Consider the following 22,842-nt stretch of genomic DNA (forward strand, 5'->3'; position numbering starts at 1 on the left):
GATCCATTCGACGGATGGGCAGAGATCTCTCTCGCAAAGGAGCTGTGATGCAGAAGGTGGTTTCGAAGGACGGCACCGAGCTCGCGTACGACACGTACGGCAGCGGACCGGTCCTGGTACTCGTCGCGGGCGGCTTCACCGAGCGCTCGCGCTACGTCGACGACGCCAAGGCGCTGTCGTCGGCCTTCACCGTGGTCAACTACGACCGGCGTGGTCGCGGTGACTCCGGCGACACCCTGCCGTACGCCGTGGAGCGTGAGTGGGAGGACCTGGAGGCAATCCGCTCGGCCACCGGTGCGCAGTACGCCTGCGCCTACTCGTCCGGGTCGATGGTGCTGCTGCAAGCCGGGCTGCCGTTCGAGAAACAGGCGATGATGGAGCCGCCGTTCCGGGTCGACGGAGCACCGCAGGCGCCGGACCGCTACATCGAGCGGCTGCAGGAGTTCGTTGACGCGGGGAACCCCGGTGGGGCGGCTGAGCTGTTCATGGTCGAGGCAGTCGGCCAGCCGAAGGAGGTGGTCGACCAGATCCGGCAGACGCCGATGTGGGCCGGCATGGAGGCGATCGCGCACACGCTTGTGTACGACGGGCTGCAGATGGGCGACAGCGCCGTACCGCGCGAGCTGCTGGCCTCGGTCGACGTACCGACGCTGGTGATGTACAGCAACGCCAGTGCGGACTGGTTGAAGGAGGCGGCGCGGCAGGCGGCAGAGGCGCTCCCGCACGGGACGGTGGAGGGACATGACGGGACGTTCCACACGCTGCCGCCGGAGACGATGGCTCGGGTGCTGACTGGCTACTTCCTGACTGCGTGAAGGGGTCGGGCCTGGTCCAGTAGGCGTTTGAGGCGTGGCGCGAGCGGTCGCTCGACGCAATAGTGCAGTGCGGCCGCAATGCCGATCATCAGCAGCATCGTGGCGGCGACCAGTACGACGTGATTCACCTGGTCGCCGAGGCGCTCGAAGATGATGAAGCCGATGTGCGCGTGCACGAGATAGAGCGGGTAGGTGAGCGCGCCGAGGACGGCGAACCACGGTCGGCCGAGGTGGTGCGTCAGCTTCAGCGCGACGGCCAGCATGATCGCGAAGATCGCGACGATGATCGCGACGACGACGGTCCGGTGGATCTCGGTGTGGTAGCGGATGCCGACCCGGTCCGCGAACCGGATGCCGCGGTAGATCGCGTTGCCGAGCGCGACCGCGACGATGGCGACGGTCTGCCGCGTGGCGCCGTACCGGTGGATCAGGCAGAACGCCATACCGGCGATGAAGTAGTGCGCGAACTGCGTGTTGAGCACGAGGTCGGTTGCGTGCGGCAACAGTCCGGTCTGGAAGAGCAGCGTCGCCGCCAGCCAGGCCCAGAGGAAGATCGTCACCCGGCGTGCGGTGATGCCGATCCAGGTCAGGACCAGGATCATCGCGTAGAACCTGAGCTCGGCCCACAGCGTCCAGTAGACGACGTCGACGTTCTGGATGTTCGGCAGCGAGTTGAACATGGTCAGATTCGCCAGGTACTGCTTGAGCGTGACCGGGAACCGACCTTGGCTGAAAGCGACGGACACGAACGCCGTGAGGCTGACCGCGATCCAGTACGCCGGGTAGAGCCGAACCGCGCGCGAGCTGACGAACGAGCGCGGGCTGCGATCCCACGCGCTGAGCAGCACGACGAATCCGCTGATCGTGAAGAACAGATCCACGCCGAGATACCCGTACCGCGCGACGAGGTCCACGTGCGGGAAATGCATCGCGGACGTGCCATCGGCGTACGAGGAGAAGAGGTAGTGGTACGCCATCACCGAGAACGCCGCGAAGATCCGCAACAGGTCAGCTTCATGCAGCCGTCCCCGCGAGCCTTCCACAGCCACCCTTCCGTCGCGTCGGCCTGTCCGGCTCTACTCCATCGCAACGGACGATCGCAAGCGTCAGCCCACGGCACGATTCACTCGTCCGACCTACGGATGACTCGGGGCCCGCGGCAACATCAGGTCGGCAGGCGCATGGGCATCAGGATGTAGGCGGAGTCTGGCGTGGGCGTGTCGTCCGGAGCGCGGAGACCGGTCAGGTTGGCAGGCTTGGTCGTCTGGGTGAAGGCGAAGTGCGCGATCGGCGCACCGAGCGAGCCGAGCCCGTCCAGCAGGTAGCCGGCGTTGAAGCCGGTCACCACGGGTTCGCCGGTCAGCGTGACCTCGACGGACTCCGACGCCTGGGCCTCCTCACCGTTACCGGCGTCAAGGGTCGCCAGACCATCGGCGAAGGTGATCCGGATCGGCGCCGACCGCTCGGCCACCAACGCGACCCGCTTGACCGCCTCGATCAGTGCAGCGGTGTCGACAGCCACCGTGCTGGTGATCGCGTTCTCCACCGGGATCAGACTGCGGACCTTCGGGAACTCGCCGTCGATCAGCCGGCTGGTCGCATGCCGACCGCCGCCCTCGAACCCGATCAGCCCGTCCCCTGTGCGGGTCGATCCGAGCGCAAGCGTCAACTCATGGCCGGTCATCGCCTTGGCCACATCGGCGAGCAGCTTCGCCGGGACCAGCGCGTTGGCCTCGACTCCGGCGTCGACCGGCTGCCACGGGAACGAGCGCAGCGCCAATCGGTATCGGTCGGTGGCCAGCAAGGAGATCGTCGAGCCACGGATCTCGAGCCGGATCCCGGTGAACACCGGCAGCGTGTCATCCCGGCCCGCCGCGCTCACGACCTGCGAGACGGCCCGCGCGAACACATCCCCGTCGACCACTCCACTCGCCTGGGGAATCTCCGGCAGCGGCGGATACTCGTCGAGCGGCAGCGTGTGCAGCACGAACCGAGCCGCACCGCTACTCACCTGAACCCGAGCGGCCTCGCCACTCAGATCCACCGAGTCGCGCGGCATGCTGCGGCAGATGTCCGACAGCAGCCGCCCGGAGACCAGCACCCGTCCCTCGTCGGCAACCTCAGCCGGCACACTGACCCGCGCCGAACTCTCGTAGTCGAACCCGGACAACGTCACCTGTCCGTCGGCCGCCTCGACCACCATCCCGGCCAGGATCGGCACGCTCGGCCTGCTGGGCAACCCACGCGCCACCCATCCAACCGCCTCGGCCAGCACCTCACGCCCGACTCGCACCTTCATGCCGCACTCCTCCCCATCTCGAAGTACGACTCAATCAGCAGCCACCGACAATTCCTGTGCAGGCACGACCTCGGGGTCCATGCTGGTGCCATGGGCGCTGCTCTTCGGGTGTCGTCGCTGGGGTGGGGGCTACTTCTCGTCGTCGGTGGATGTTCGGGCGGGGCGGATCCGGAACCGGCCGGTCCGGCCACCGTCTCGGTCAGTCCTGCGCGTACGGCGGGGTACTCCGCGCGTCTCCAGGCCGTCATCCCGATCGAGAACGCGGACGGGCTGACCGCGGCAGGTGGAGCGCTCTGGGTGAAGACGGACGACGGCCGCGTCGTACGGGTTGATCCAGCAACGAATCGAGTGACCGGCGAGCTCAAACTCGACACGAACTCGGACCCCAACGACTACTGCCAGGGCATCGGGACCGACCAGACCTCCGTGTGGGCGTGCGCGACGACGGCCAAAGGGACCGATGTCGTCAAGATCGATCCAGCGAGCAAGCGGATCGTGCGGCGGGCCGCAGTGGGCAAGGTGTTTGACCAACTCGCGCTGCCGTCGACCGCCCGCGGTCTGTGGGTACTGAGCGGATCCGACGTGAGTCTTGTCGACCACGCCACCGGGCGAGTGACGAAGTACCCGCTCGGCGTCCGCGGTCTCCAGGTGGCTGCAGCGGGGGATCTGGTCGTAGCGACCTCGGCGACAGAGAACGCGGTGATCGCTTTGAACGCCAGCAACGGGTCTGTGATCGCGCGTACGACGCTGCCAGCTCCGCGACTAGCAGCGGTCAGCGGGTCCGACATCTGGGTCGACACCGGCGACGGCCTGGTGCGGATGTCGCGGGAGTTGAGTTACCCGAGCCTCGGTGCCGGTCTGGGCGGCGATCTGGTCGCCACGCCCGACGCTGTCTGGCTGCGGGCCGGCAACGGCACTATCACCCGGCTGGATCGGTCGACCGGCCAGGCTGTCGAACAGGTCGCGCCGGACGGGCAGCAGATCACCGCGGGCAGCCTGCTGATCGCTTACGACAGCATCTGGACGACGTCAGGCGACGAGGGCACTCTGACCCGCCTGCGCCTCAGCTGAAGCTGATGCGCTCCAACGCGTTGGCCTGAGCTCGCGTGAGTACCTGGGCCGACAGAGCGCCAGGTACGACGTACCCCGGATCCTCAGCGGCCCGTGCCACCAGCGCGGGCCACCTTTGGCAGTGCGTGGCCATGCTGCCGGACCGTACGACGCGTCCGCGCGCCCACTGGCCTGAGCGGGCCACATCGCCTGATACGTCGAGGAGGATGAGGTGCAAGGGCAGTCCGGCGCGGCGGGCGCGCCAGCCGAGCAGACGGCGTACCCAAGGCCTTGTTGCACAGTCATGGACGACGAGCGGCCCTCCGCCTCGACGCATCGCCGTCAACACACGGACGTAGTACGCGAGGTGCAGCAACGGGCGCCACCAGGCATACGGAACCGGGCCCAGGACAGGCATCCAGCGCGCACGCAGGCGCTCCGAGTCGAATACTCGTACGCCGCCGTGGTCCGCGCCGACCGGGTAGAGCCGACGGAGCAGAGTGGTCTTCCCGGCGCCCGGAATTCCGGCCAGGATCACCAGGGCGTCCGCGGCGTACCGCAGGTCCCGCAACCCGTTCGTCGTATGAAGGACACCCACAACTCCCGAAGCCACCACACCGGCCCTTCCGTCACCTGTCAGTACAGGTAGGACGAACCAGCCCACACCACTGCTCCATGAGAAGACTGAGAAGTGCTTAGGAACTCGCTGAGGGAATCTCCTTCGGTGCGATCCTGTTGACCGCAACAGGCTGAGCATGCTGAGCATCGGGAGGGTGAGATGCAGTTCCCGGTCACGATGACCACGCAGGTACCCGACGGGGTCACGGAGGCGGAGGTCGACGAGGTACGTGGCCGGGAGGGGGCTCACTCGCGCGAGCTCGCCGCGGCCGGGCAGCTGCTTCGGCTGTGGCGGCCGCCGCTTGAACCCGGCGAGTGGCGTACGTTCGGTCTCTTCGAGGCGAACGACGCCGATCAGCTGGAGGAGGTCCTGTCCTCGATGCCGCTCCGCATCTGGCGCCACGACGACGTCATGCCTCTCGAACCACACCCGAACGACCCGGCGACAGCGACCCCGCTCGACGCCGGCGCGACGGAGTACTTCACGATCTTCAAACTGACGATCCCGGAGGGCACTCCGGCCGAGCTCGTCGACGAGAAGGTCGCCGGCGAGGCAACGGCCACCCGTCGGCTCGCCGGCGAAGGCAAGCTGATCCGCCTCTGGAGGCGCGCTGACGGCGACGCCCTAGGCCTCTGGCAAGCCGACAGCCTCGACGAGCTGACGACCATCCTCAAGTCGCTCCCGCTGACAGACTGGCTCGACACCGACACCATCCCGCTCACCGCCCACCCGAGCGACCCAGCACACGCAGCACGCTGATCCGCAGGGGAGTAGCGCGCCCTTGCCGTCTACGCTGACCTCCAAACTGGCCGCTGATCGGCCCACCCGGGGTGCCTTTCGGTATCCGGCCAGGGCTGCGATGCTGGCCCGTGTGGGTCCACGAGGGGATCGTCGGGCGGCAACGGCAGCTTGAGGCGCTGCGGCGGGGGCTCGATGCCGCCTGCGCCGGTGCGGGCCGCATTGTGCTGTGCTCCGGCGAGGCCGGGATCGGCAAGACCAGGCTGGCGCAGGAGCTGGTCCGAGTCGCTGTCGCAGACGCCTGCGCCGTCGCCTGGGGGCGCTGCCCCGAGGCCGAAGGCGCGCCGGCGTTCTGGCCATGGCGTCAAGTTCTCCACTCCGTCGACGTGGATCCCGATGCGGTGTTCGGGGGTCCGGTGCTGTCGTCGCCGGCGGACCGCTTCAGGCTCTTCGAGGACGTGAGCGACGCCATCGGAAGAGCAGCAGAACGCAGCGCATTGCTCGTCGTCCTCGATGACATCCACCGCGCTGACGAGTCATCGCTCCTGGTCCTGCGCCACCTTGCCGACCGGATCGCAACCACGCGCCTGCTCGTGCTCGCGGCGTTCCGCGACGACGAGCCGTCGGGCGCGCTCTCGCGGATGCTGCCGGAGCTACTGCGCATACCCGCGGTCGAGCGCATCGAACTGCAGCCCCTCCAGACCGACGAGGTGCGCGAGCAGTTGGCCCTGCTCGCGCCCGGCGTCGATGCGGCCGCCGTGGCCGAGTTGACCGGGGGCAATCCCCTTTTCGTCCGCGAGGTCGCCAGGGCGATGGCCGACGGAACCTGGCGGCCGAATCGCCCGCCGCACAGCGTGCTCGACGCTGTTCAGGCCCGGCTGGACCGGGTCTCTACTGACTGTCGCGGGGTGCTGCAGGCAGCGGCGGTGGTCGGCCGTGACTTTTCGCTCGCTCTGGTCGCGGCGGCGCGGAACGAGCCGCTCGCACGCCTGCTCCCGGCCGTCGACGAGGCAGTCGGGCACGGCTTGGTGGATCGCACGGACGCGGACTACCGATTCGTCCACGTGCTCACTCGGGACGCGGTCGAGGCCACGCTTGCCACCGCCGAGCGGCTCGCACTGCACCGGAAGGTTGCCGAGGCGTTGCAGGAGCGGTTCGCCGAGGATCTGTCCGATCACCTGGCCGACATCGCGCGTCACTGGGAGCAGCTCGCGCCGTACGGAGAAGCTTCCACAGCGCGGTCCTGGGCGGTGCGCGCCGCGGACGACGCGGTACGCCATCTCGCCTACGAAGAGGGAGTGCGCCTCTTCCGGAATGCCCTCGGGTTCGACGAGCGGCTGTCCGCGGACGAGCGGTACCGGATTCTCGTCGCACTCGGCCGGGCGGCGTACTTCGCAGGCGATCCCGACGGGTGTGGCGAGGCAGCCGTGGCGGCGATGGACCTGGCGCGTCGGACAGCGAGCCCGGAGCTCATGGCGCGCGCCGCGCTGGTCGTGGAGGCGACTCCGGACCTTCGCGTGCTCGCCAAGCAGCTGTGCGACGAGGCGCTGGCGGCACTCGGCGACGACGGCGACGTCGTACTTCGGGCCAGGCTGCTCGCGCAGCGCGCTCATCTCGCGCTGTACGACGGTGACCTGTCGCTGACCGCGTCGTTGAGCACGGCAGCGCTCAAGCTTGCCTACGGCAACGACAGGGCTCTCGCCGAGGCGCTCTACGCACGGCAAGAGGCCTGCCCGACCCCGACGGGAGCGCCGGAGCGGCTGGAGCTGGCGGGCGAGATGCTGACCCTCGCGCGGCGTACGAACGACCCGCGGCTGGCGATGTGGGGCGAAATCTGGCGCATCGGTGCGCTCGTCGAGAGCGGGCGGCTCATGGACGCCGCTGCCGAGCTGGCGCCGTTGCGCCTCGCCGCCGGACGGGTCGGGGGACCCGTTGGCGCGTGGCATCTCGACCGCGTCGTCGCCTGTGTGTCTCAGGCCCGAGGGCGTTTCGGCGGGGCGGTGGTGGCCGGGCGGCGCGCGTTCGACCGGATGCGCACGATCGAGCCCACACCCGCTGCAGGCCGGTACTTCTCCTTGCAGTGCGCGCTCGCTCCGCATATCGTGCTTACCGACGACGCCGCGGCGTACGCGGACGAGCCGTTGGAGATGCCGCCGCCGTTCGTCACAGTGACTCGCGTGCAGCACGCGTTCCTATTGCTGTGCGCAGGCCGGAACGACGTGGCTGGTACGGCGTACGAGCAGACTGGGCCGCCGACGAGCTGGGTCTTGCCGCCGTTCTTCCGCCTCCCTGGCCACTACTACGGATCGCTGGTTGCGGCGGAGCTCGGCCGGTCCGAGGATCTCGCGTCCCTGCTCGACTTGCTGGAGCCGTACAGCGGCGGGCATGTGACCGGTGGCAACGGCGTGGTCTACCTGGGTCCGGTCGACCTGGCACTTGGACGCGGCGCCGCTGTGCTGGGCGAGCAGGATCGGGCGGTCGAGTTGCTCGAGTCGGCCGTTGAGCAGGCCGATCGGGCGAGTGCGCAGGGCTTCGCGGCCGAAGCGCGGTACCACCTGGCGGTCACGAGGCTGGCCCGCGGCGCTCCCGGGGACCGCGAGCGGGCCGAGGTGACCGGGCGCGACGCCGAGCGTCTCGTGCGCGCTCTGGGCATGACGGCGTACGCCGTCCGCACGGAGGACCTCGTCAGCCGCCTCGGCCGCACACGCTCCCCGCTGCTCAGCGAGCGGGAGGCCGAGGTCGCCCAGCTCGTGGCCAAGGGGCTGACCAACCGCCAGATCGCCGAGCAGCTGGTCATCTCCGAGCGCACCGCGGAGAACCACGTCCAGCACATCCTGACCAAGCTCGGGTTCGCCACCCGCAGCCAGATCGCCGTGTGGAGCGCGCGTACCGGCGCCTGAGGGGTGAGTACCTGGTTTGAGTACTCCGCCGGATGCCGCGGACCGGCAGCGCTGCCTACGTTTCGTACACATCGCTTCGAGGAGGGGAAGACATGTCGCAAGCACGAACGGCCACGAACGAGGTCGACGAGTTCCTCGCCGACGTCCTGCCGCGGCAGGAACAGGAGGAACGCGCACTTCGCAACGGCGACCCGGGCCCACGGCTCCGGATGTGGTCGCGCAACGACCCGGTGACCGTGCTCGGCGCCGCCGGGCCCAAGGGGACAGGCACCGGCTGGGAGCGCGTCAGCGAGGTCTTCCAGTGGATCTCGTCGCAGTTCTCCGACTGCACGGAGTACGAGTTCGAGCTGCTCGCCGCGGGAGTCAGCGGGGATCTGGCGTACACGGTCGGGTTCGAGCGGTCCACGATGTCCATCGCCGGCGGCCCGGCCCGATCGAGCGTCATCCGGGCCACGCACGTCTACCGACGCGAGGACGGGGAATGGAAGATCGTCCACCGCCATGGCGACGTCACCTTCCCGGCCGGCGCCGCCGGTCTGCCCGCCGACCTGGTGCCCGGCAACGCCGCGGATCAGGCTGGGCCGCGGCAATGACCGAACTCGACGACTTCGTCGCCCCGGTGGTGCCGCACCAGGTCGAAACCGAGACCGCGTGGCACCACCGCGACCTCGAGGCCAGGCTGGCAGTCTGGTCCACCAGGGACCCGGTGACCCTGTTCGGCGCGGGCGGCGCCTGTGCAACGGGCAGCGACGAGGTCCGGCGGAATTTCCGGACTGCGGTGACTCAGATCGTCCCGTGCCGAGCGTTCGACTACGACCTCGTCGCGGTCGGCGTAGCCGGGGACCTGGCCTACACGGTCGGCTATGAACACACCTCGTTCGATCCCGGCCCGGTCCAGGACTACACCCTGCGCGTCACGTACCTCTACCGGCGCGAGGCCGGCGAGTGGAAGATCATCCACCGCCACGGCGACTACCTACGCCAGTGACAGCCTCCGAACCAGGGCACGGCCGGCGGATGCGAACCAGGGCAGATGCCGGTTCCCGTATCTGCCCTGGTCACGAATCGCGCGCCCGGCAGGATTCGAACCTGCGACCAACGGATTAGAAGTCCGACGCTCTATCCAGCTGAGCTACGGGCGCGTGGCAGGGAAGAGTCTCTCAGATCGGGGGGTGATCCCGCCTCTGGGTTCCTGTTCGGCGCGGTTCGAGCCGGAGCGAAGTACAGGGTTGTCGTTCCATCCCGGTAACGCTGAGTGGGTGGTTCTGCCGCTTGATCGGCACCCCAACTAGGCTTCGGGGCATGAGTCACCCCTCACCAGGCCCGGCAGGCACGCCGCAACCCGCGGCGGGGTCGGCGTACTCGCCCGGCGGACCGTACCCGCAGCCGAACGTTCTCGGCAGCCATCCGGTCCCCGGCCAGCGCCGCAACCAGGGCGTCCTGATCGGCATCGTGATCGCGGTGGTCTTCGCGATCGCGGGTCTGGTGATCTTCGGCATCGTGGCCAAGTCGACCGGCGCGGGCGGCTTCACCTGGGGGCTGATCTTCGCGTTCGTGCCGGTCATCCCAGTCATCGCGCTCTACCTCTGGCTGGACCGGTACGAGCCGGAGCCGACCAGGTACATCGTCTTCGCGCTCTGCTGGGGCGCCTTCATCGCCACCCTGGCCGCAATCTTCATCAATACCGAGGTGTCGCACCGGCTGGCCGAGACCGGCGTCGGCGGCGACCGGTCCGCTGTCTTCGTCGCCCCTCCGGTGGAGGAGTTCGCCAAGGGGTCCGTGATCCTCCTGCTGGCGCTGGTACGCCGCAAGGAGTTCGACGGCATCATCGACGGCCTTGTGTACGCCGGGATGGTCGGTGTCGGCTTCGCCTTCACCGAGAACATCCTGTACTACGGCCGCGTCTTCAACACGCTCTCCGAGGAGTCCGGCAGCGACGCCGGTCTGCGCGGGGCGTTCGCCCTGTTCATCATCCGCGGCGTGATCTCGCCGTTCGCCCATCCGCTCTTCACGTCGTTCACCGCGATCGGGATCGGCGTCGCGATACGCCATCGAAGTACCGTGGTCCGTTTTCTCGCGCCGGTCGTCGGGTACCTGGCTGCGGTGCTGGCGCACGCCTCCTGGAACGCTTCGGCGAGCTGGGCGGGTGGCGGGGGCTTCATCGTCGCGTACCTGTGTCTGATGGTGCCGCTGTTCATCTGCCTGGTCGTCTTCGCGCTCGTGATGCGATCACGGGAGGGCCAGATGATCGCCTCCCGGCTGTATGACTATGTGCGGTTCGGGTGGCTGGTTCCACAGGACGTACCACTGATAGCGACATTGCGCGGGCGCAAGGCGCTGCGGCAGAACGCTCGGCGGTACGGTCCGCAGGCGGAGGCGTCCGCGAAGGCGTTCCAGCAGAACGCGACCGAGCTGGCATACCTGCGGGACAAGATCGTGCGCCAGGTGATCGGGCCGGATGCACTACAGACGGAGAAGCAGCTACTGGACGAGCTGCGGGAGCGGAGGCCGAGCGTGCCCTTCCCGCCGATGCCCGCATTCGCACAGGCGGCTCCGCAGTACGCCGGGGGAGCCTTCCCGCCCGGTGCTCCGGGGATGCCGATGGGGCAAGTGGGTCCCGGTATGCCGATGGGACCCGGTGGACCGATGGGGCCGGGTGGACCGATGGGTCCTGGTGGTCCGATGGGGTCTGGCGCTCCGATGGGTCCGGGTGGTACGGCGGGGCCGGGTGGTCCGGCAGGGCCTGGTGGTCTGGTCGGGCCTGGTCAGGCGGGGCCCGGTGGGGCCGGGCAGGCGCCTGGTGGGCCGGGTGCCGGGGCTCCGGGAGGTGGCGCTGGGGAAGGCGCATACCCGCGGCCGCAGGATGGTTATCCGCCCGCTCAGCCGGGGTATCCCTCGGGGCAACCCGGTTACCCAGCCGGTCAGCCTGGTTACCCACCGGGACCCCCCGGTCAACAAGGACCGCCGGGAGGATACGGTCCGTATCCACCACCGCAGTGACTGCCACCCGTCCACGCCGCCAAACGGGACTGACGATGACTTTGCTTCTGCGCTGTCCGACCGGGCACTCTGTGCTCGTGGGCGGACAACGTGGCTGACATCAGGTCAGCAGCTGGTGAAGGCTCGGAACCGCGGGTTCCGGGCCAGGATCAGCCTGCCCAGGAGCTGGCGAATCTCATCGCCCAATCCACCCCCAAACCCCGAAGCTTCTGGCGCCGCCGCCGCAAAAAGCCGGCCCCCGACCAGGAACCCACCGGTACGCAGCCCCAACCCGAGGCTCAAACCTCCGACGGCCAGCCCGCCGACGAGTCCCCGAACGGTGCAGTCACGCCCGACTCCAAGAACAGGCCACCCCAGGACGCCGCAGCCCCGTCTGACTCTCAGAACACCACGACCGACGACGCCGCAGCCACGTCAGACTCCAGGGACACGGTGACCGGGGACGGCGCAGCCGCGTCTGACTCCAGGGACACGGTGACCGGGGACGGCGCAGCCGCGTCTGACTCCAGGGACACGGTGACCGGGGACGGCGCGGCCACGTCTGACTCCAAGGACACGGTGCGCCAGGACGGCGCAGCCACGTCCGACCAGACGACAGCAGCGGCCGAGTCAACTGAGCCCGCCGCGGGCACCTCCGACGACGCCAAGTCCGCAGAAGCCGCAGACAGCGCCGCCGAGAGCCCTACAACGGACTCCGAGCAGCCCGGTACGACGCCCGACGCGCCGTCCGAGGACAGCGACCCGTCGCCCACCGCAGAAGCCACCCCCGCCGACGACACCTCGACACCGACCGACTCATCGGCTCCGAACGACACGCAGGCCACCGGGCACGTCGGCGTACAAGCGTCTGACGGCACCACGGAGTCTGCTGAAGCCCCGGCGCAGGCCGCTGACGACGCTGCACAACAGTCCGGCGACGACACGGCTCAGAACGACGCCGGCACCCCACAGACCGGCGAAGGCACTGGACAGGCCGGCGAAAGCGCTGGACAGGCGGACGAAGGCGCCGCACAGGGCGGTGAGGGCACAGAGCGGGCCGACGAGGGTAGTGCCGAGGCCGGTGACGACAGGGCGGTGCAAGGCGCTGAGGGCGCGGCATCTCCGAACGCGGAGGGTGGCGCCGTACCTGATGGGGGCCAGGAGGTGCGGCCGCCGGTCGGTGTCGTGTACGAGCCGGACGAGTCGCCTGACGGCTTTCCCCTCGAGTACGGCAACATCATCATCGGTCTGCCCAAGCAGCCGGAGAACACCACCCAGGACGCCGCAGGAGCACATCCTGACCCCGACTCTGGCGATCAGACCGGCTCTATCGAGCAGCAGCTCGACCTGAGCGACGACGCCCGGGCTACGGGCGGGGCTGTCGACGAGACCGCACGCGGTGCCGCCGAGCATGACGCCGATGCAGCCGCGAACGAGTCGGCGGAGACCGCACACGAGCCGACGGATGACGCGGAGGACGAGACGGACGAGGCTGCGGACGCTACAGCCTCACACGCAACCGATGACGCTGCCGCCGACTCGGCGGACGAAGCGAGCGCTGCAGAAGGCGCGGACGAGCAGGCGAGCGCGGAAACGGCAGATGCCGCGGCCGACGAGACCGCAGGCGAGAGCGCAGACGGATCCGCTGACATCAGGCAGGAGTCGGCAAGCGACGCCTCTGGCGAGGCGAACGGCGCCGAGGGTGAGCCGGCGAATGCGGTGACCGGTGAGGGCGCGGACGGGTCGTCTGACACCACGGGCGAGTCGACGGACGACGCTTTTGGCGAGGCCGACGGCGCCGAGGGTAGGCGGGCGACTGCGGCGGCGACCGGTGAGGGCGTGGACGGGTCGTCTGATGCTAGGCAGGAGTCGGCGGACGGCGCCTCTGGTGAGGCGGATGACGCCGAGGGCAAGTCGGCGAATGCGGCGACGGGTGAGTCTGATGGCGGGTCGGTAGACGGTGCCGCGGACGACGCCGCCGGTGAAGCTGCGTCGAGTTCGGCTGAGGACGCCGACCAGTCGGCGAGCGACGGTGCTGACGAGTCGGGCGACGGTGCTGGTGAGTCGGTGGACGAGGTTGCTGGCGGCCCGGTTGCTGGTGCGGCTGCTGGTGGTGCGGGCGGTTCGGCTGATGAGGGCGCTGATGAGTCCGCTGGTGGTGCTGGCGGTGACTCCGCGGTCGTTGCTGAGGGCGCTGACGCGACCAATGGTGGTGGCGATGAGGCGGCTGACGGTGGTGCCGATGGCGCGGCTGGCGGTGGTACCGATGGCGCGGCTGATAGTGGTGCCGAGGGTGCGGCTGGTGGTGGTGCCGATGGCGCGGCTGGCGGTGGTGCCGAGGGTGCGGCTGGTGGTGGTGCCGATGGCGCGGCTGGCGGTGGTGCCGACGGTGCGGCTGGTGGTGGTGCCGACGGCGCGGCTGGCGGTGGTGCCGAGGGTGCGGCTGATGGTGATGCCGACAGCACGGCTAATGGTGATGCCGACAGCGCGGCTGAGGGTGGTGACGGGTCGGCTGAGGGGGATGGTGATGTTGAGGGGGAAGAGGAGCTGACGGCGGCGCAGTTGGCGGAGCGGTTGGCGGCTGAGCAGGCTGCTATGGCCTTGATTACTGCGTTGATGAAGTTGCGGGGTGTGTTGGCGGGGAGTCAGTTGCCGCTGGAGGTTGTGGGGGCTGACGAGGCTCGGCAGCAGCAGAAGGCGATGTTGGATCAGCTGGATGACTACCTGTTGCCTCGGCTGGTGCAGCTCGAGGCACCGGTGCTCGCGGTGGTGGGCGGGTCGACGGGGGCTGGGAAGTCGACGCTGGTCAACAGCGTGATCGGCAAGGTCGTGAGCGAGCCGGGTGTGTTGCGGCCTACTACCCGGTCGCCGGTGCTGATTCATCACCCGGCGGATGCGGACTGGTTCGTGGGCGACCGGGTTCTGCCGGGGATGGCACGGACGAGTGCGGACGAGCCGGGTGGCATGGAGGATGCGGGGCAGCTGCGGTTGGTTGCCGCTGGCACCGTTCCGCGCGGGCTCGCGATCCTGGACGCGCCGGACATCGACTCCGTTGTCGAGGCGAACCGTGATCTGGCGACGCAACTGCTCGGGGCCGCTGACCTCTGGCTGTTCGTCACCACGGCGGCGCGCTACTCCGACGCTGTCCCGTGGGAGTTCCTGCAGAGCGCATCGGATCGCAGCACTGCGGTCGCGGTGGTGCTCGACCGGGCTCCGAGCGAGACGATCGACGACATCACCGGGCACCTCGCGCAGATGCTGCTCGAGCGCGGGCTCGGTGACTCGCCGCTGTTCTCCATCCAGGAGACCGTTGTCGATGGCAACGGAATGCTGCCGCAGACATCGGTTGCCTCAATCAAGGACTGGCTGGTCGACCTCGCCGCCGACGCGGAGGCGCGTGCGGGCGTAGTCCGCCGTACGCTGCAGGGCGCGGTCAGCGCGATGGTGAAGAAGACGCCGCCGTTCGCCGAGGCTGTGAAAGCACAGGCTGATACCGCGATCGAGCTGCGGTCGTCGGTGGAGTCGGCCTACGACCAGGCTGTGAAGGACATTGCCAAGGCGTGCCAGGACGGGACGTTGCTGCGGGGCGAGGTCCTGGCTCGCTGGCAGGAGTTCGTCGGCACTGGCGAACTGCTGAAGGGCTTGCAATCCAACGCAGGCCGGCTGCGTGATCGGCTGAAGACTTCGCTCGGCAACAAGCCGGCGGAAACGCGTGACGTCAGCGACGCGATCCAGTCCGGGTTGGAGTCGCTGTTGCGTGAGCACGCGACAGCCGCCGCCGAGCGTGCCGAGAAGGCCTGGCAGGCAACTGCTCCCGGTCGCCAGCTGCTGGCTGCCGGTGACGCGCAGCTCGCCGAGGAAGACTCCGAGAACTCGCTCGGCGCGTTGTCGCCGGCGTTCCCGGATGCTGCTGCTCGTGCGGTCCGCGAGTGGCAGGCGTTCGTCCTCGACGTGATCCGCAAGGAAGGCGGCGCCAAGAAGTCGACGGCACGCATCCTCGAGTACGGCGTGAATGGGCTCGGACTTTCGCTGATGGTGGTGGTGTTCGCCCGCGAGACCGGGATCCCGAAGGGCGCCGAGGCGAGCGCAGGTGCGGGCAGCGCGGTGGTCGGACAGCGGCTGCTGGAAGCAGTTTTCGGCGACAAGGCAGTTCAGGGCATGGTGGACAAGGCGCGCGAGGACCTTGACGGTAAGGTTCATGCACTGATGGATGCCGAATTCGCCCGCTATCTGGCTGTCCTTGACCAGCATCCGGTCGACGCCGAGACGGCGAGGCAACTGACGGAGGCCGCGCGCGCGGTGGAGGACTGCACGTGACGGAAACAGTGGATACGGTCGAGACCCCGGTCCGGGGCGAAACCGATGTCCTGAAGAAGATCGACGCCATCGACGTGGCCGCGAAGGCCGGTGACGGTCGGCTTGACCCGGTCGTGCTCACCGAGGCGGCGCAGATCGTCGACCGGGCCGGACAACGGCTGCGCATGTCCGGCGACCTCACTGTCGTCGCGCTGGCCGGCGCGACCGGCTCCGGCAAGTCGTCGCTGTTCAATGCGCTGACCGGGCTCGACCTGGCCGCGATCGGAACGCGTCGGCCTACGAGCTCGATGCCGCTTGCTTGTGTCTGGGGCGACGAGCCGGCCGGAGAGGTGCTGAGCTGGCTCGGCATCCCGCGCCGCCACCAGGTGCAGCACCGGAGCTCGCTCGAGGAAGCGCACTCCGAGGACCTGGACGGACTCGTCCTGCTGGACCTTCCCGACCACGACTCGACCGAGGTCGAGCACCGCCTGATCGTCGACCGGCTCGTGGAGCTGGTCGACCTGCTCGTCTGGGTGGTGGATCCGCAGAAGTACGCCGACGCGGCGCTGCACAACCGGTACATCAAACCGTTCGCCTCGCATTCCGGGGTGATGGTGTTCGCGCTGAACCACATCGACAAGCTGACGCCGGAGCAGCGGAAGAGCTGCCTGGAAGACCTGGACCGGCTGCTCAAGTCGGACGGTCTCAAGTCGCCGTCGGTCGTCGCGACCTCGGCCGTCAGCGGGGACGGTCTCGAAGAGGTGCGCGGCCTGCTGGTCAAGCGGGTCAGCAACAAGCGCTCCGCCCGCGAGCGCCTCTCCGCCGACGTGGACCGCGTCGCGGACAGGATGGCGAGTCAGTGCGGCAACGCGAAGACCCCCGAGATCGCCGAGGCTGACGTTACCGAGCTGGTCGACGCGTTGTCGGACGCGAGCGGGCTGTCGGTCGTTGCCGACGCGGTACGCCGCTCCTACCTGCAGCGTGCTCGCGCTGCGACGGGATGGCCGTTGACCAAGTGGCTCGGGCGGTTCCGTCCGGATCCGTTGCGGCGGCTGCACGGCGACCAGGTGTCGCGCGAGCAGGGCAAGGCGTTGCGCAAGTCGGCATCGAGCGAGGTCGCGATCGCGCGCTCGTCGTTGCCTGCGGCAACACCTGTGCAGCGAGCGCGGATGGATGCCGCCGTACGCACGATCACGAACAAGGCCGCGGAAGGGCTGTCGCGTCCGTGGGCCGATTCGGTGCGGACGGCGATCCGGCGACGCGAGGAGTCGCTCGGCGACGAGCTCGACCAGGCGGTCGCGCGGACGGACCTCGGCGTCACCAACAATCCGGGCTGGTGGAGCTTCGCCCGGATCGTGCAGTGGCTGCTGTTCCTGGTCACGCTCGGCGGTGCCGCGTGGCTGATCGCCTTGCTGGTGGCGCGGATCGCCGATCTGAACGACCCGCCGCTGCCGGAGTGGAACGGCATCCCCTACGCATGGATCATGCTGGTCGGTGGTGCCGTCCTGGGCCTGGCGGTCTCCCTCGTCTGCCGGGTGTTCGCGACCACCGGGGCGCTGCGTCGCTCCCGTCAGGTGGAGAAGGCGCTGCGGGCCGAGCTCGAGAAGGTTGCCGACAGCCACGTAGTTGCCCCGGCTCGTGAAGAGCTGGCCGCGTACACGACCTGCCGGGACAGCCTCGCCATTGCACGCGGCTAGGCGTCCAGGGATCTGGTAGCCGAGCTGCCGCCGGAGCACACACACGATTTGGCGAGCGCCCCGGCGGACAGCAGAGGTCAGAGCTCGGCGTCGGGGGCGTACTGAGACATCGAGACCTTGGCCGCGGAGGTCAGGTCTTCCTCCGTCGTCGTTCCGGAGGCGCGGATGGCTTCGATCCAGGCGCGGACCGACTGCTCGTTGTAGCTGATCACCTCGGCGGAGTTGGCCATCTCGGTCGGGTCGGCGTCCGCGGGCAGCTCGCCGGTGACGTAGAGCGCGAGGCCGAGCAGGCCGCCGTCCCAGCCCGGGCCGACCCAGAGCGCGCCCGCGCCGCCGGGCGCCGGGGCCTCGCTCATCGAGTGCTCGAGCTCCAGCTCGGTGGAGGCGTCCGCTCCGGGGAGCAAACGCAGCTCGAGAAGACTGTTGGGGCCGCCAAAGGTCACCTTGAACCGCTTGGGCGGCTCGCATTCCAGGATCTCGCCGCCGGCGTTGCCCTCCAGCTGGAAGGTGCCGCCGACCTCGAGGTTGCCGGAGACGGGCATGAACCAGCGCTTCATCCGGTCGGGATCCGTGAGGGCGTCCCACACCTCCGCCGGCTCGGCCTGGTACGAGCGGCGCATCAGCACCGTCACGGTCTCGCCGGTGCGGCTGACCTCGCGCTGGACCGCGTTGATGTGCTCGAGGATGTCGATCACAGGTAGTTCCCTCTCCTGCTCGGCTGCTGGGGTAGACCTCAGAATGCCGGGCGGTGCTTATATAAGTCAAGGCTGAGATAATCATGCCGCCTCCGCCGACAGGGGCAGTGACGTAACGGGGTACTCGTCGGCGGGGAAAGGTGCGGCGGTCACCTCGGGAACGGCGTGCTCGCCTCGCGGAGCGGACTTGGAGAACGTCGCCGTGCCTCGGTTGAGGTCGTGGCCGATCGTGAAGGCTTCCAGGACGAGGCGGCTGCGCTGCTCGCCCTTGTCGTCGGTCCACTCGTGGGTGCGGAGTTTGCCGGAGACGATGACCGGCTGACCGATGCGCGTCGAGTCGAACGCGTTCTGGGCGAGGTAGCGCCAGCACTCCACCTGAAGCCAGGAGGTGGTCTTCTCGACGAACCTGCCGAGAACCTTGTCGAACTGCCTGGGGGTGGAGGCGAGGCGGAACGAGAGGTGGGGGACCTGACCTATCTCCTTGAAGTCGGGTTCGCTGCCGATCCGGCCGACCACGGTCAGGTGGATTTCGTTGACGCTCATCGGGTTCTGCCTTCCGTGCGGATGTCCTGTCGACGGAGAAGATGCACTCGTCGTCCCTCGATCGGACGCCCGAATTCGCGGCTGTGGAGAAAGCACATAGGCTCTAGGTATGGCGGAATTCATCTACACACTTCGCAACGTCCGGAAGGCGCACGGTGACAAGGTCGTTCTCGACAACGTCACCTTGAACTTCCTCACCGGCGCGAAGATCGGCGTGGTCGGGCCCAACGGCACCGGTAAGTCCTCGCTGTTCAAGATCATGGCGGGGCTCGACCAGCCCTCCAACGGCGAGGCGCGGCTGGCGGAAGGGGCGACGGTCGGGATCCTGCTGCAGGAGCCGCCGCTGACCGAGGGCAAGACCGTGCTGGAGAACGTGCAGGAAGGGGTCGGCGACACCAAGCAGAAGCTCGACCGCTTCAACGAGATCTCCGCCGAGCTGGCCGATCCGGACGCCGACTACGACACGCTGCTCGCCGAGATGGGCGACCTGCAGACCGAGCTCGACCACCGCAACGCCTGGGACATCGACGCCCAGCTCGAGCAGGCGATGGACGCGCTGCGGTGTCCGCCGCCGGACGCGATCGTCGACAAGCTCTCCGGTGGTGAGCGCCGCCGGGTCGCGCTGTGCAAGCTCCTGCTGCAGCAGCCCGATCTCCTGCTGCTCGACGAGCCCACCAACCACCTTGACGCCGAGTCGGTGCAGTGGCTGGAGCAGCATCTGCAGAAGTACCCGGGCGCCGTCATGGCGATCACCCACGACCGGTACTTCCTGGACAACGTCGCCGAGTGGATCCTCGAGCTCGACCGCGGCCGGACGTACGGCTACGAGGGCAACTACTCGAAGTACCTGGAGACCAAGAAGGCGCGTCTGGTCGTCGAGGGTCAGAAGGACGCCAAGCGGCAGAAGATCCTGGAGCGCGAGCTCGAGTGGGTCCGGTCGAACGCGAAGGGCCGGCAGTCCAAGAGCAAGGCGCGCCTCCAGCGCTACGAAGAACTGGCCGCCGAGGCCGAGCGCGCGAAGAAACTGGACATCGACGAGATCAACATCCCGCCGGGTCCGCGTCTGGGCAGCACGGTGCTCGAGGTCAGCAAGCTGGAGAAGGGCTTCGGCGACCGCAAGCTGATCGAGGGCCTGAGCTTCTCGCTGCCGCGGGCCGGCATCGTCGGCATCGTCGGCCCGAACGGCGTCGGCAAGTCGACGCTGTTCCGGATGATCGTCGGCGAGGAGCAGCCGGACGCGGGCAGCCTGAAGCTCGGCGAGACGGTCAAGATCTCGTACGTCGACCAGTCGCGCGGCGGCCTGGACCCGAAGAAGACGGTCTGGCAGCAGGTGTCCGACGAGCTCGACTTCATCAAGGTCGCGAACTTCGAGATGCCGAGCCGGGCGTACGTCGCGTCGTTCGGCTTCAAGGGTCCCGACCAGCAGAAGCCCACCGGCGTCCTGTCCGGTGGTGAGCGGAACCGGCTGAACCTGGCGCTGACGCTGAAGATGGGCGGCAACCTGCTGCTGCTCGACGAGCCGACCAACGACCTGGACGTCGAGACCCTGCAGTCGCTGGAGGATGCGCTGCTGGAGTTCCCGGGCTGTGCGGTGGTCGTGTCCCACGACCGGTGGTTCCTGGACCGCGTGGCGACCCACATCCTCGCCTGGGAAGGCACCGACGAGGACCCGGCCAAGTGGTTCTGGTTCGAGGGCAACTTCGCGTCGTACGAGGCGAACAAGGTCGAGCGGCTCGGCCCGGAGGCGGCCCGTCCGCACCGGGTCACCCACCGCAAGCTCACCCGCGACTGAGCAAACCGTCGAAGGACCCCGCTTCCGGATCGGAGGCGGGGTCCTTCGTGCTTTCTGACAGTTAGCCCTTGCGCTAAGTATCAGCTGACGGCAATACTTAGCCTCATGGCACAGTATTCGGCTGATGTGGACGGTGTGTTCGTCGCGCTCGCTGATCCGACCCGGCGCAGTGTGATCCGGCGACTCGGCCGCGGGCCGACCAGTGTGGGTGAGCTCGCGGCCGACTTCCCGATCACCCTGCCCTCGTTCATGAAGCACGTCCGGACGCTCGAGTCGAACGGGCTGATCCGCACGGTCAAGGTCGGCCGGGTGCGGACCTGTGTGCTGAACCGCGAGCGGCTGGCGGTGGTCGACGACTGGCTCGCCGAGCAGCGCCGGATCTGGACGGACCGCACGGACCGGCTGGAACGCCTCGTCACAGAATCCCAGGAGGAAGAGTCATGATTGACCCTGAGCTTGATCTGACCGTCGAGCGCGTGATCCGAGCGCCGCGGGCGTCTGTCTGGAAGGCCTGGACCGACCCGGCGAAGTTCGCGCAGTGGTGGGTGCCGGCGCCGGCGGTGTGCCGGGTCGAGCGGCTCGAGGTTCGTCCCGGCGGGGCGATGGTCACGCAGCTGAGCGAGGACGGGACGCAGTTCGTGCCGCATCTCGATGCGAGCTTCCTCGTGGTCGAGGAGACCGAGCGGCTCGTGTTCACCAATGCGATCGACAGCAGCTGGCGTCCTGCCAACCCGGAGCCGTTTGTGATGACGGCCGAGGTGATGCTGGCGGACCACCCGGAGGGCACGGACTACCGGATCATCGTGCGGCACGGGACGTCTGCTGCTCGAGCGCGGCATGAGGAGCTTGGGTTCGCGGACGGCTGGGGAACGGTCACGAAGCAGCTCGCCGCGGTCGCGGAGGGCATGCAATGAAGCTGGTACTGATGCAGTTCGTGACGCTGGACGGCGTCAGCCAAGGGCCAGGGTCTCCGAGCGAAGACCCCAGCGACGGCTTCACGCGTGGTGGGTGGCTGGTGCCATTCATCGACGAGACGTTCGTACGGCGTACGTCTGAGTGGCTCGGCCTTGCTGATGGGCTGTTACTCGGACGGCGGACGTACGACGCGTTCGCGCGGGACTGGCCGCGAATCACCGACCCCGACGATCCGTTCGCGGATCGGATGAACTCGCTGCCGAAGTACGTCGTGAGTCGGACGATCAGCGAAGGTGATTGGCAGCCGACCACCGTCCTGCAGCTCGATGGCGTCGAAGAGCTAAAGGCACGAGAGGGTCGCGAGCTTCAGATCCATGGGAGTGCTCGGTTGGGGAGCGCGCTGGTGCGGGCCGGGCTGGTGGATGTGGTGCGATTGGTGGTTGCGCCAACGGTGATCGGAGCCGGCAGGCGGCTGTTCGAGCAGTCGGCTGAGACCGCTGGGCTGAAGCTCACGAAGTATGAGGCGACGGCGAGCGGACTGATGCTGTTGGAGTACGGGACCGCCGGTGTTGCTGCGGTAGGGGAGTACGAAGGCGTCAGCGCGTTTGTATGAGGTAGTCGTCCAGGACGGCCTGCACCACGGCGAGGTCTGAAGTGATCAAAGCTTTCCACAGCGCCCAGCCGCGGGCTCGTGCCCACATGCCGGCGTCTTGGGCGACCGCCTCGCGGAAGGTGTCGCGCGATGAGCCGGAGAAGAACGTGTACGCGATCACCAGATCGCAGGCCGGATCGCCGACACCCGACGTACCGAAATCGATGACGGCGGTCAGCCGGCCCTCCTGCACCAACAGGTTTCCGTGCGCGATATCGCCGTGGAACCACACCGGCGGCCGGTCCCATGTCGACGCCAGCGCGGCGTCCCACACTTCGCTCGCCAGGTCCGCGTCGATGCGGTCCTTCAATTCGGCGAGGGCCTCGACCGTCTCGTGGTGGTAGTGCTGGAGCGGCGCACCACGATAGAAGCTGTGCTTGCCGGCGAGCGGACCGCCCGTGGCGTCGATGCTTTGCAGTGCGTGGATGAAGTCCGCGATCGCCTCGGCGAAGGCGGGCAGGTCGGTCACAGTTTCAGTCGATGCGGTCCGCCCATCGATCCACCGCCGGATTGCCCACGGATACGGATATCCCTCGCCCGGCGCGCCCTTGGCGATCGCGGTTGGGATCTCGACCGGCAGGTACGGCGCGAGCACCGGCAACCACTGGTGTTCCTTGTCCACGGCCGGCACATACGCAGCAGCCGTTGGCAGGCGGGCGGTCAGGTCGGCGCCCAGCCGGTACGTCCGGTTGTCCCAGCCGTCGACCTTGACCGGGGTCACCGGCAGGTCGGCCCACTGCGGGAACTGCGCCGCGACCAGTCGCCGTACCAGGTCCGCATCGATGCCGGCGCGGCCGTCTTCAGGAAAGTCCGTCACACCGAGAAGGCTTCCGGAGCCGTCCTCCAGGCTCA

General features: G+C 68.5%; 19 protein-coding genes and 1 tRNA gene. 13 read left to right on the plus strand and 7 right to left on the minus strand.

The genetic code is table 11. From position 1 onward, the window contains the following. Positions 1-47 precede the first annotated feature (47 nt). Complete coding sequence (locus AB0J62_RS07000; RefSeq protein ID WP_363865299.1) at positions 48-815, plus strand: alpha/beta hydrolase; 768 nt, start codon at positions 48-50, stop codon at positions 813-815. Here AB0J62_RS07000 and AB0J62_RS07005 read toward each other — a convergent pair. Together AB0J62_RS07005 and dnaN are read right to left on the minus strand one after the other, a co-directional pair. Next, positions 797-1,864, minus strand: a complete 1,068-nt coding sequence (locus AB0J62_RS07005) for an acyltransferase (RefSeq protein ID WP_363865301.1) — start codon at positions 1,862-1,864, stop codon at positions 797-799. The genes AB0J62_RS07000 and AB0J62_RS07005 overlap by 19 nt on opposite strands. A gap of 116 nt (positions 1,865-1,980) precedes the next feature. Next, positions 1,981-3,114 carry a DNA polymerase III subunit beta gene (gene dnaN, locus AB0J62_RS07010; RefSeq protein WP_363865304.1) on the minus strand — a complete coding sequence of 378 codons (1,134 nt, stop codon included), beginning with the start codon at positions 3,112-3,114 and terminating at the stop codon, positions 1,981-1,983. A 90-nt stretch (positions 3,115-3,204) separates the two neighbouring features. On the opposite strand from dnaN, the gene AB0J62_RS07015 reads away from it, so the two are divergent. Next, positions 3,205-4,185 carry a hypothetical protein gene (locus AB0J62_RS07015; RefSeq protein WP_363865306.1) on the plus strand — a complete coding sequence of 327 codons (981 nt, stop codon included), beginning with the start codon at positions 3,205-3,207 and terminating at the stop codon, positions 4,183-4,185. Here the strand turns inward: AB0J62_RS07015 and AB0J62_RS07020 are convergent. After that, on the minus strand, positions 4,178-4,762 hold the full coding sequence (locus tag AB0J62_RS07020) for an AAA family ATPase (RefSeq protein ID WP_363865308.1): 585 nt from the start codon (positions 4,760-4,762) through the stop codon (positions 4,178-4,180). The two genes, AB0J62_RS07015 and AB0J62_RS07020, sit on opposite strands and share 8 nt — an antisense overlap. Before the next feature lie 180 nt (positions 4,763-4,942). Between AB0J62_RS07020 and AB0J62_RS07025 the strand changes: the two genes are divergently transcribed. From AB0J62_RS07025 to AB0J62_RS07040, 4 genes are all read left to right on the plus strand, one after another. Continuing rightward, a complete protein-coding gene (locus tag AB0J62_RS07025) occupies positions 4,943-5,542 on the plus strand; it encodes a muconolactone Delta-isomerase family protein (protein WP_363865310.1) in 600 nt (199 codons plus the stop codon). A 110-nt stretch (positions 5,543-5,652) separates the two neighbouring features. Then, positions 5,653-8,421 (plus strand): AAA family ATPase, encoded by a 2,769-nt coding sequence (locus AB0J62_RS07030; RefSeq protein ID WP_363865312.1) that lies wholly within the window; start codon positions 5,653-5,655, stop codon positions 8,419-8,421. A 92-nt stretch (positions 8,422-8,513) separates the two neighbouring features. Next, complete coding sequence (locus AB0J62_RS07035) at positions 8,514-9,014, plus strand: nuclear transport factor 2 family protein (protein ID WP_363865314.1); 501 nt, start codon at positions 8,514-8,516, stop codon at positions 9,012-9,014. Further along, complete coding sequence (locus AB0J62_RS07040; protein ID WP_363865316.1) at positions 9,011-9,409, plus strand: nuclear transport factor 2 family protein; 399 nt, start codon at positions 9,011-9,013, stop codon at positions 9,407-9,409. The genes AB0J62_RS07035 and AB0J62_RS07040 overlap by 4 nt, the downstream gene beginning before the upstream one ends. 80 nt (positions 9,410-9,489) lie before the next feature. On the opposite strand, the gene AB0J62_RS07045 is transcribed toward AB0J62_RS07040, so the two are convergent. Next, positions 9,490-9,563, minus strand: a tRNA-Arg gene (locus AB0J62_RS07045). A gap of 160 nt (positions 9,564-9,723) precedes the next feature. Between AB0J62_RS07045 and AB0J62_RS07050 the strand changes: the two genes are divergently transcribed. From AB0J62_RS07050 to AB0J62_RS07060, 3 genes are all read left to right on the plus strand, one after another. Further along, entirely contained in the window at positions 9,724-11,421 is a 1,698-nt protein-coding gene (locus AB0J62_RS07050) for a PrsW family intramembrane metalloprotease (protein ID WP_363865318.1), read from the plus strand. 516 nt (positions 11,422-11,937) lie between these two features. Next, positions 11,938-15,717: an AAA family ATPase gene (locus tag AB0J62_RS07055; protein ID WP_363865320.1), complete on the plus strand. Its 3,780-nt coding sequence runs from the start codon at positions 11,938-11,940 to the stop codon at positions 15,715-15,717. Further along, the gene (locus AB0J62_RS07060) at positions 15,714-17,393 is read left to right on the plus strand and encodes a GTPase (RefSeq protein ID WP_363865322.1); all 1,680 of its coding nucleotides are present in this window, start codon (positions 15,714-15,716) and stop codon (positions 17,391-17,393) included. Before AB0J62_RS07055 ends, AB0J62_RS07060 begins: the two co-directional genes overlap by 4 nt. 77 nt (positions 17,394-17,470) lie before the next feature. On the opposite strand, the gene AB0J62_RS07065 is transcribed toward AB0J62_RS07060, so the two are convergent. Together AB0J62_RS07065 and AB0J62_RS07070 are read right to left on the minus strand one after the other, a co-directional pair. Next, positions 17,471-18,088 carry an SRPBCC family protein gene (locus AB0J62_RS07065; RefSeq protein ID WP_363865324.1) on the minus strand — a complete coding sequence of 206 codons (618 nt, stop codon included), beginning with the start codon at positions 18,086-18,088 and terminating at the stop codon, positions 17,471-17,473. An 81-nt stretch (positions 18,089-18,169) separates the two neighbouring features. Continuing rightward, the gene (locus AB0J62_RS07070) at positions 18,170-18,631 is read right to left on the minus strand and encodes a single-stranded DNA-binding protein (protein WP_363865326.1); all 462 of its coding nucleotides are present in this window, start codon (positions 18,629-18,631) and stop codon (positions 18,170-18,172) included. Between the two features lie 109 nt (positions 18,632-18,740). On the opposite strand from AB0J62_RS07070, the gene ettA reads away from it, so the two are divergent. From ettA to AB0J62_RS07090, 4 genes are all read left to right on the plus strand, one after another. Then, positions 18,741-20,423, plus strand: a complete 1,683-nt coding sequence (gene ettA, locus AB0J62_RS07075; protein ID WP_363865328.1) for an energy-dependent translational throttle protein EttA — start codon at positions 18,741-18,743, stop codon at positions 20,421-20,423. Positions 20,424-20,528: 105 nt separating this feature from the next. Further along, positions 20,529-20,867, plus strand: coding sequence for a metalloregulator ArsR/SmtB family transcription factor (locus tag AB0J62_RS07080; RefSeq protein WP_363865330.1), 339 nt, complete (start codon positions 20,529-20,531; stop codon positions 20,865-20,867). Continuing rightward, a complete protein-coding gene (locus AB0J62_RS07085; protein ID WP_363865332.1) occupies positions 20,864-21,337 on the plus strand; it encodes an SRPBCC domain-containing protein in 474 nt (157 codons plus the stop codon). Before AB0J62_RS07080 ends, AB0J62_RS07085 begins: the two co-directional genes overlap by 4 nt. Further along, complete coding sequence (locus AB0J62_RS07090) at positions 21,334-21,951, plus strand: dihydrofolate reductase family protein (protein ID WP_363865334.1); 618 nt, start codon at positions 21,334-21,336, stop codon at positions 21,949-21,951. Before AB0J62_RS07085 ends, AB0J62_RS07090 begins: the two co-directional genes overlap by 4 nt. On the opposite strand, the gene AB0J62_RS07095 is transcribed toward AB0J62_RS07090, so the two are convergent. After that, on the minus strand, positions 21,935-22,807 hold the full coding sequence (locus AB0J62_RS07095; protein ID WP_363865336.1) for an aminoglycoside phosphotransferase family protein: 873 nt from the start codon (positions 22,805-22,807) through the stop codon (positions 21,935-21,937). The two genes, AB0J62_RS07090 and AB0J62_RS07095, sit on opposite strands and share 17 nt — an antisense overlap. Positions 22,808-22,842 lie beyond the last annotated feature (35 nt).

The sequence above is a fragment of the Kribbella sp. NPDC049584 genome, assembly GCF_040675555.1.
GTDB lineage: Bacteria > Actinomycetota > Actinomycetes > Propionibacteriales > Kribbellaceae > Kribbella.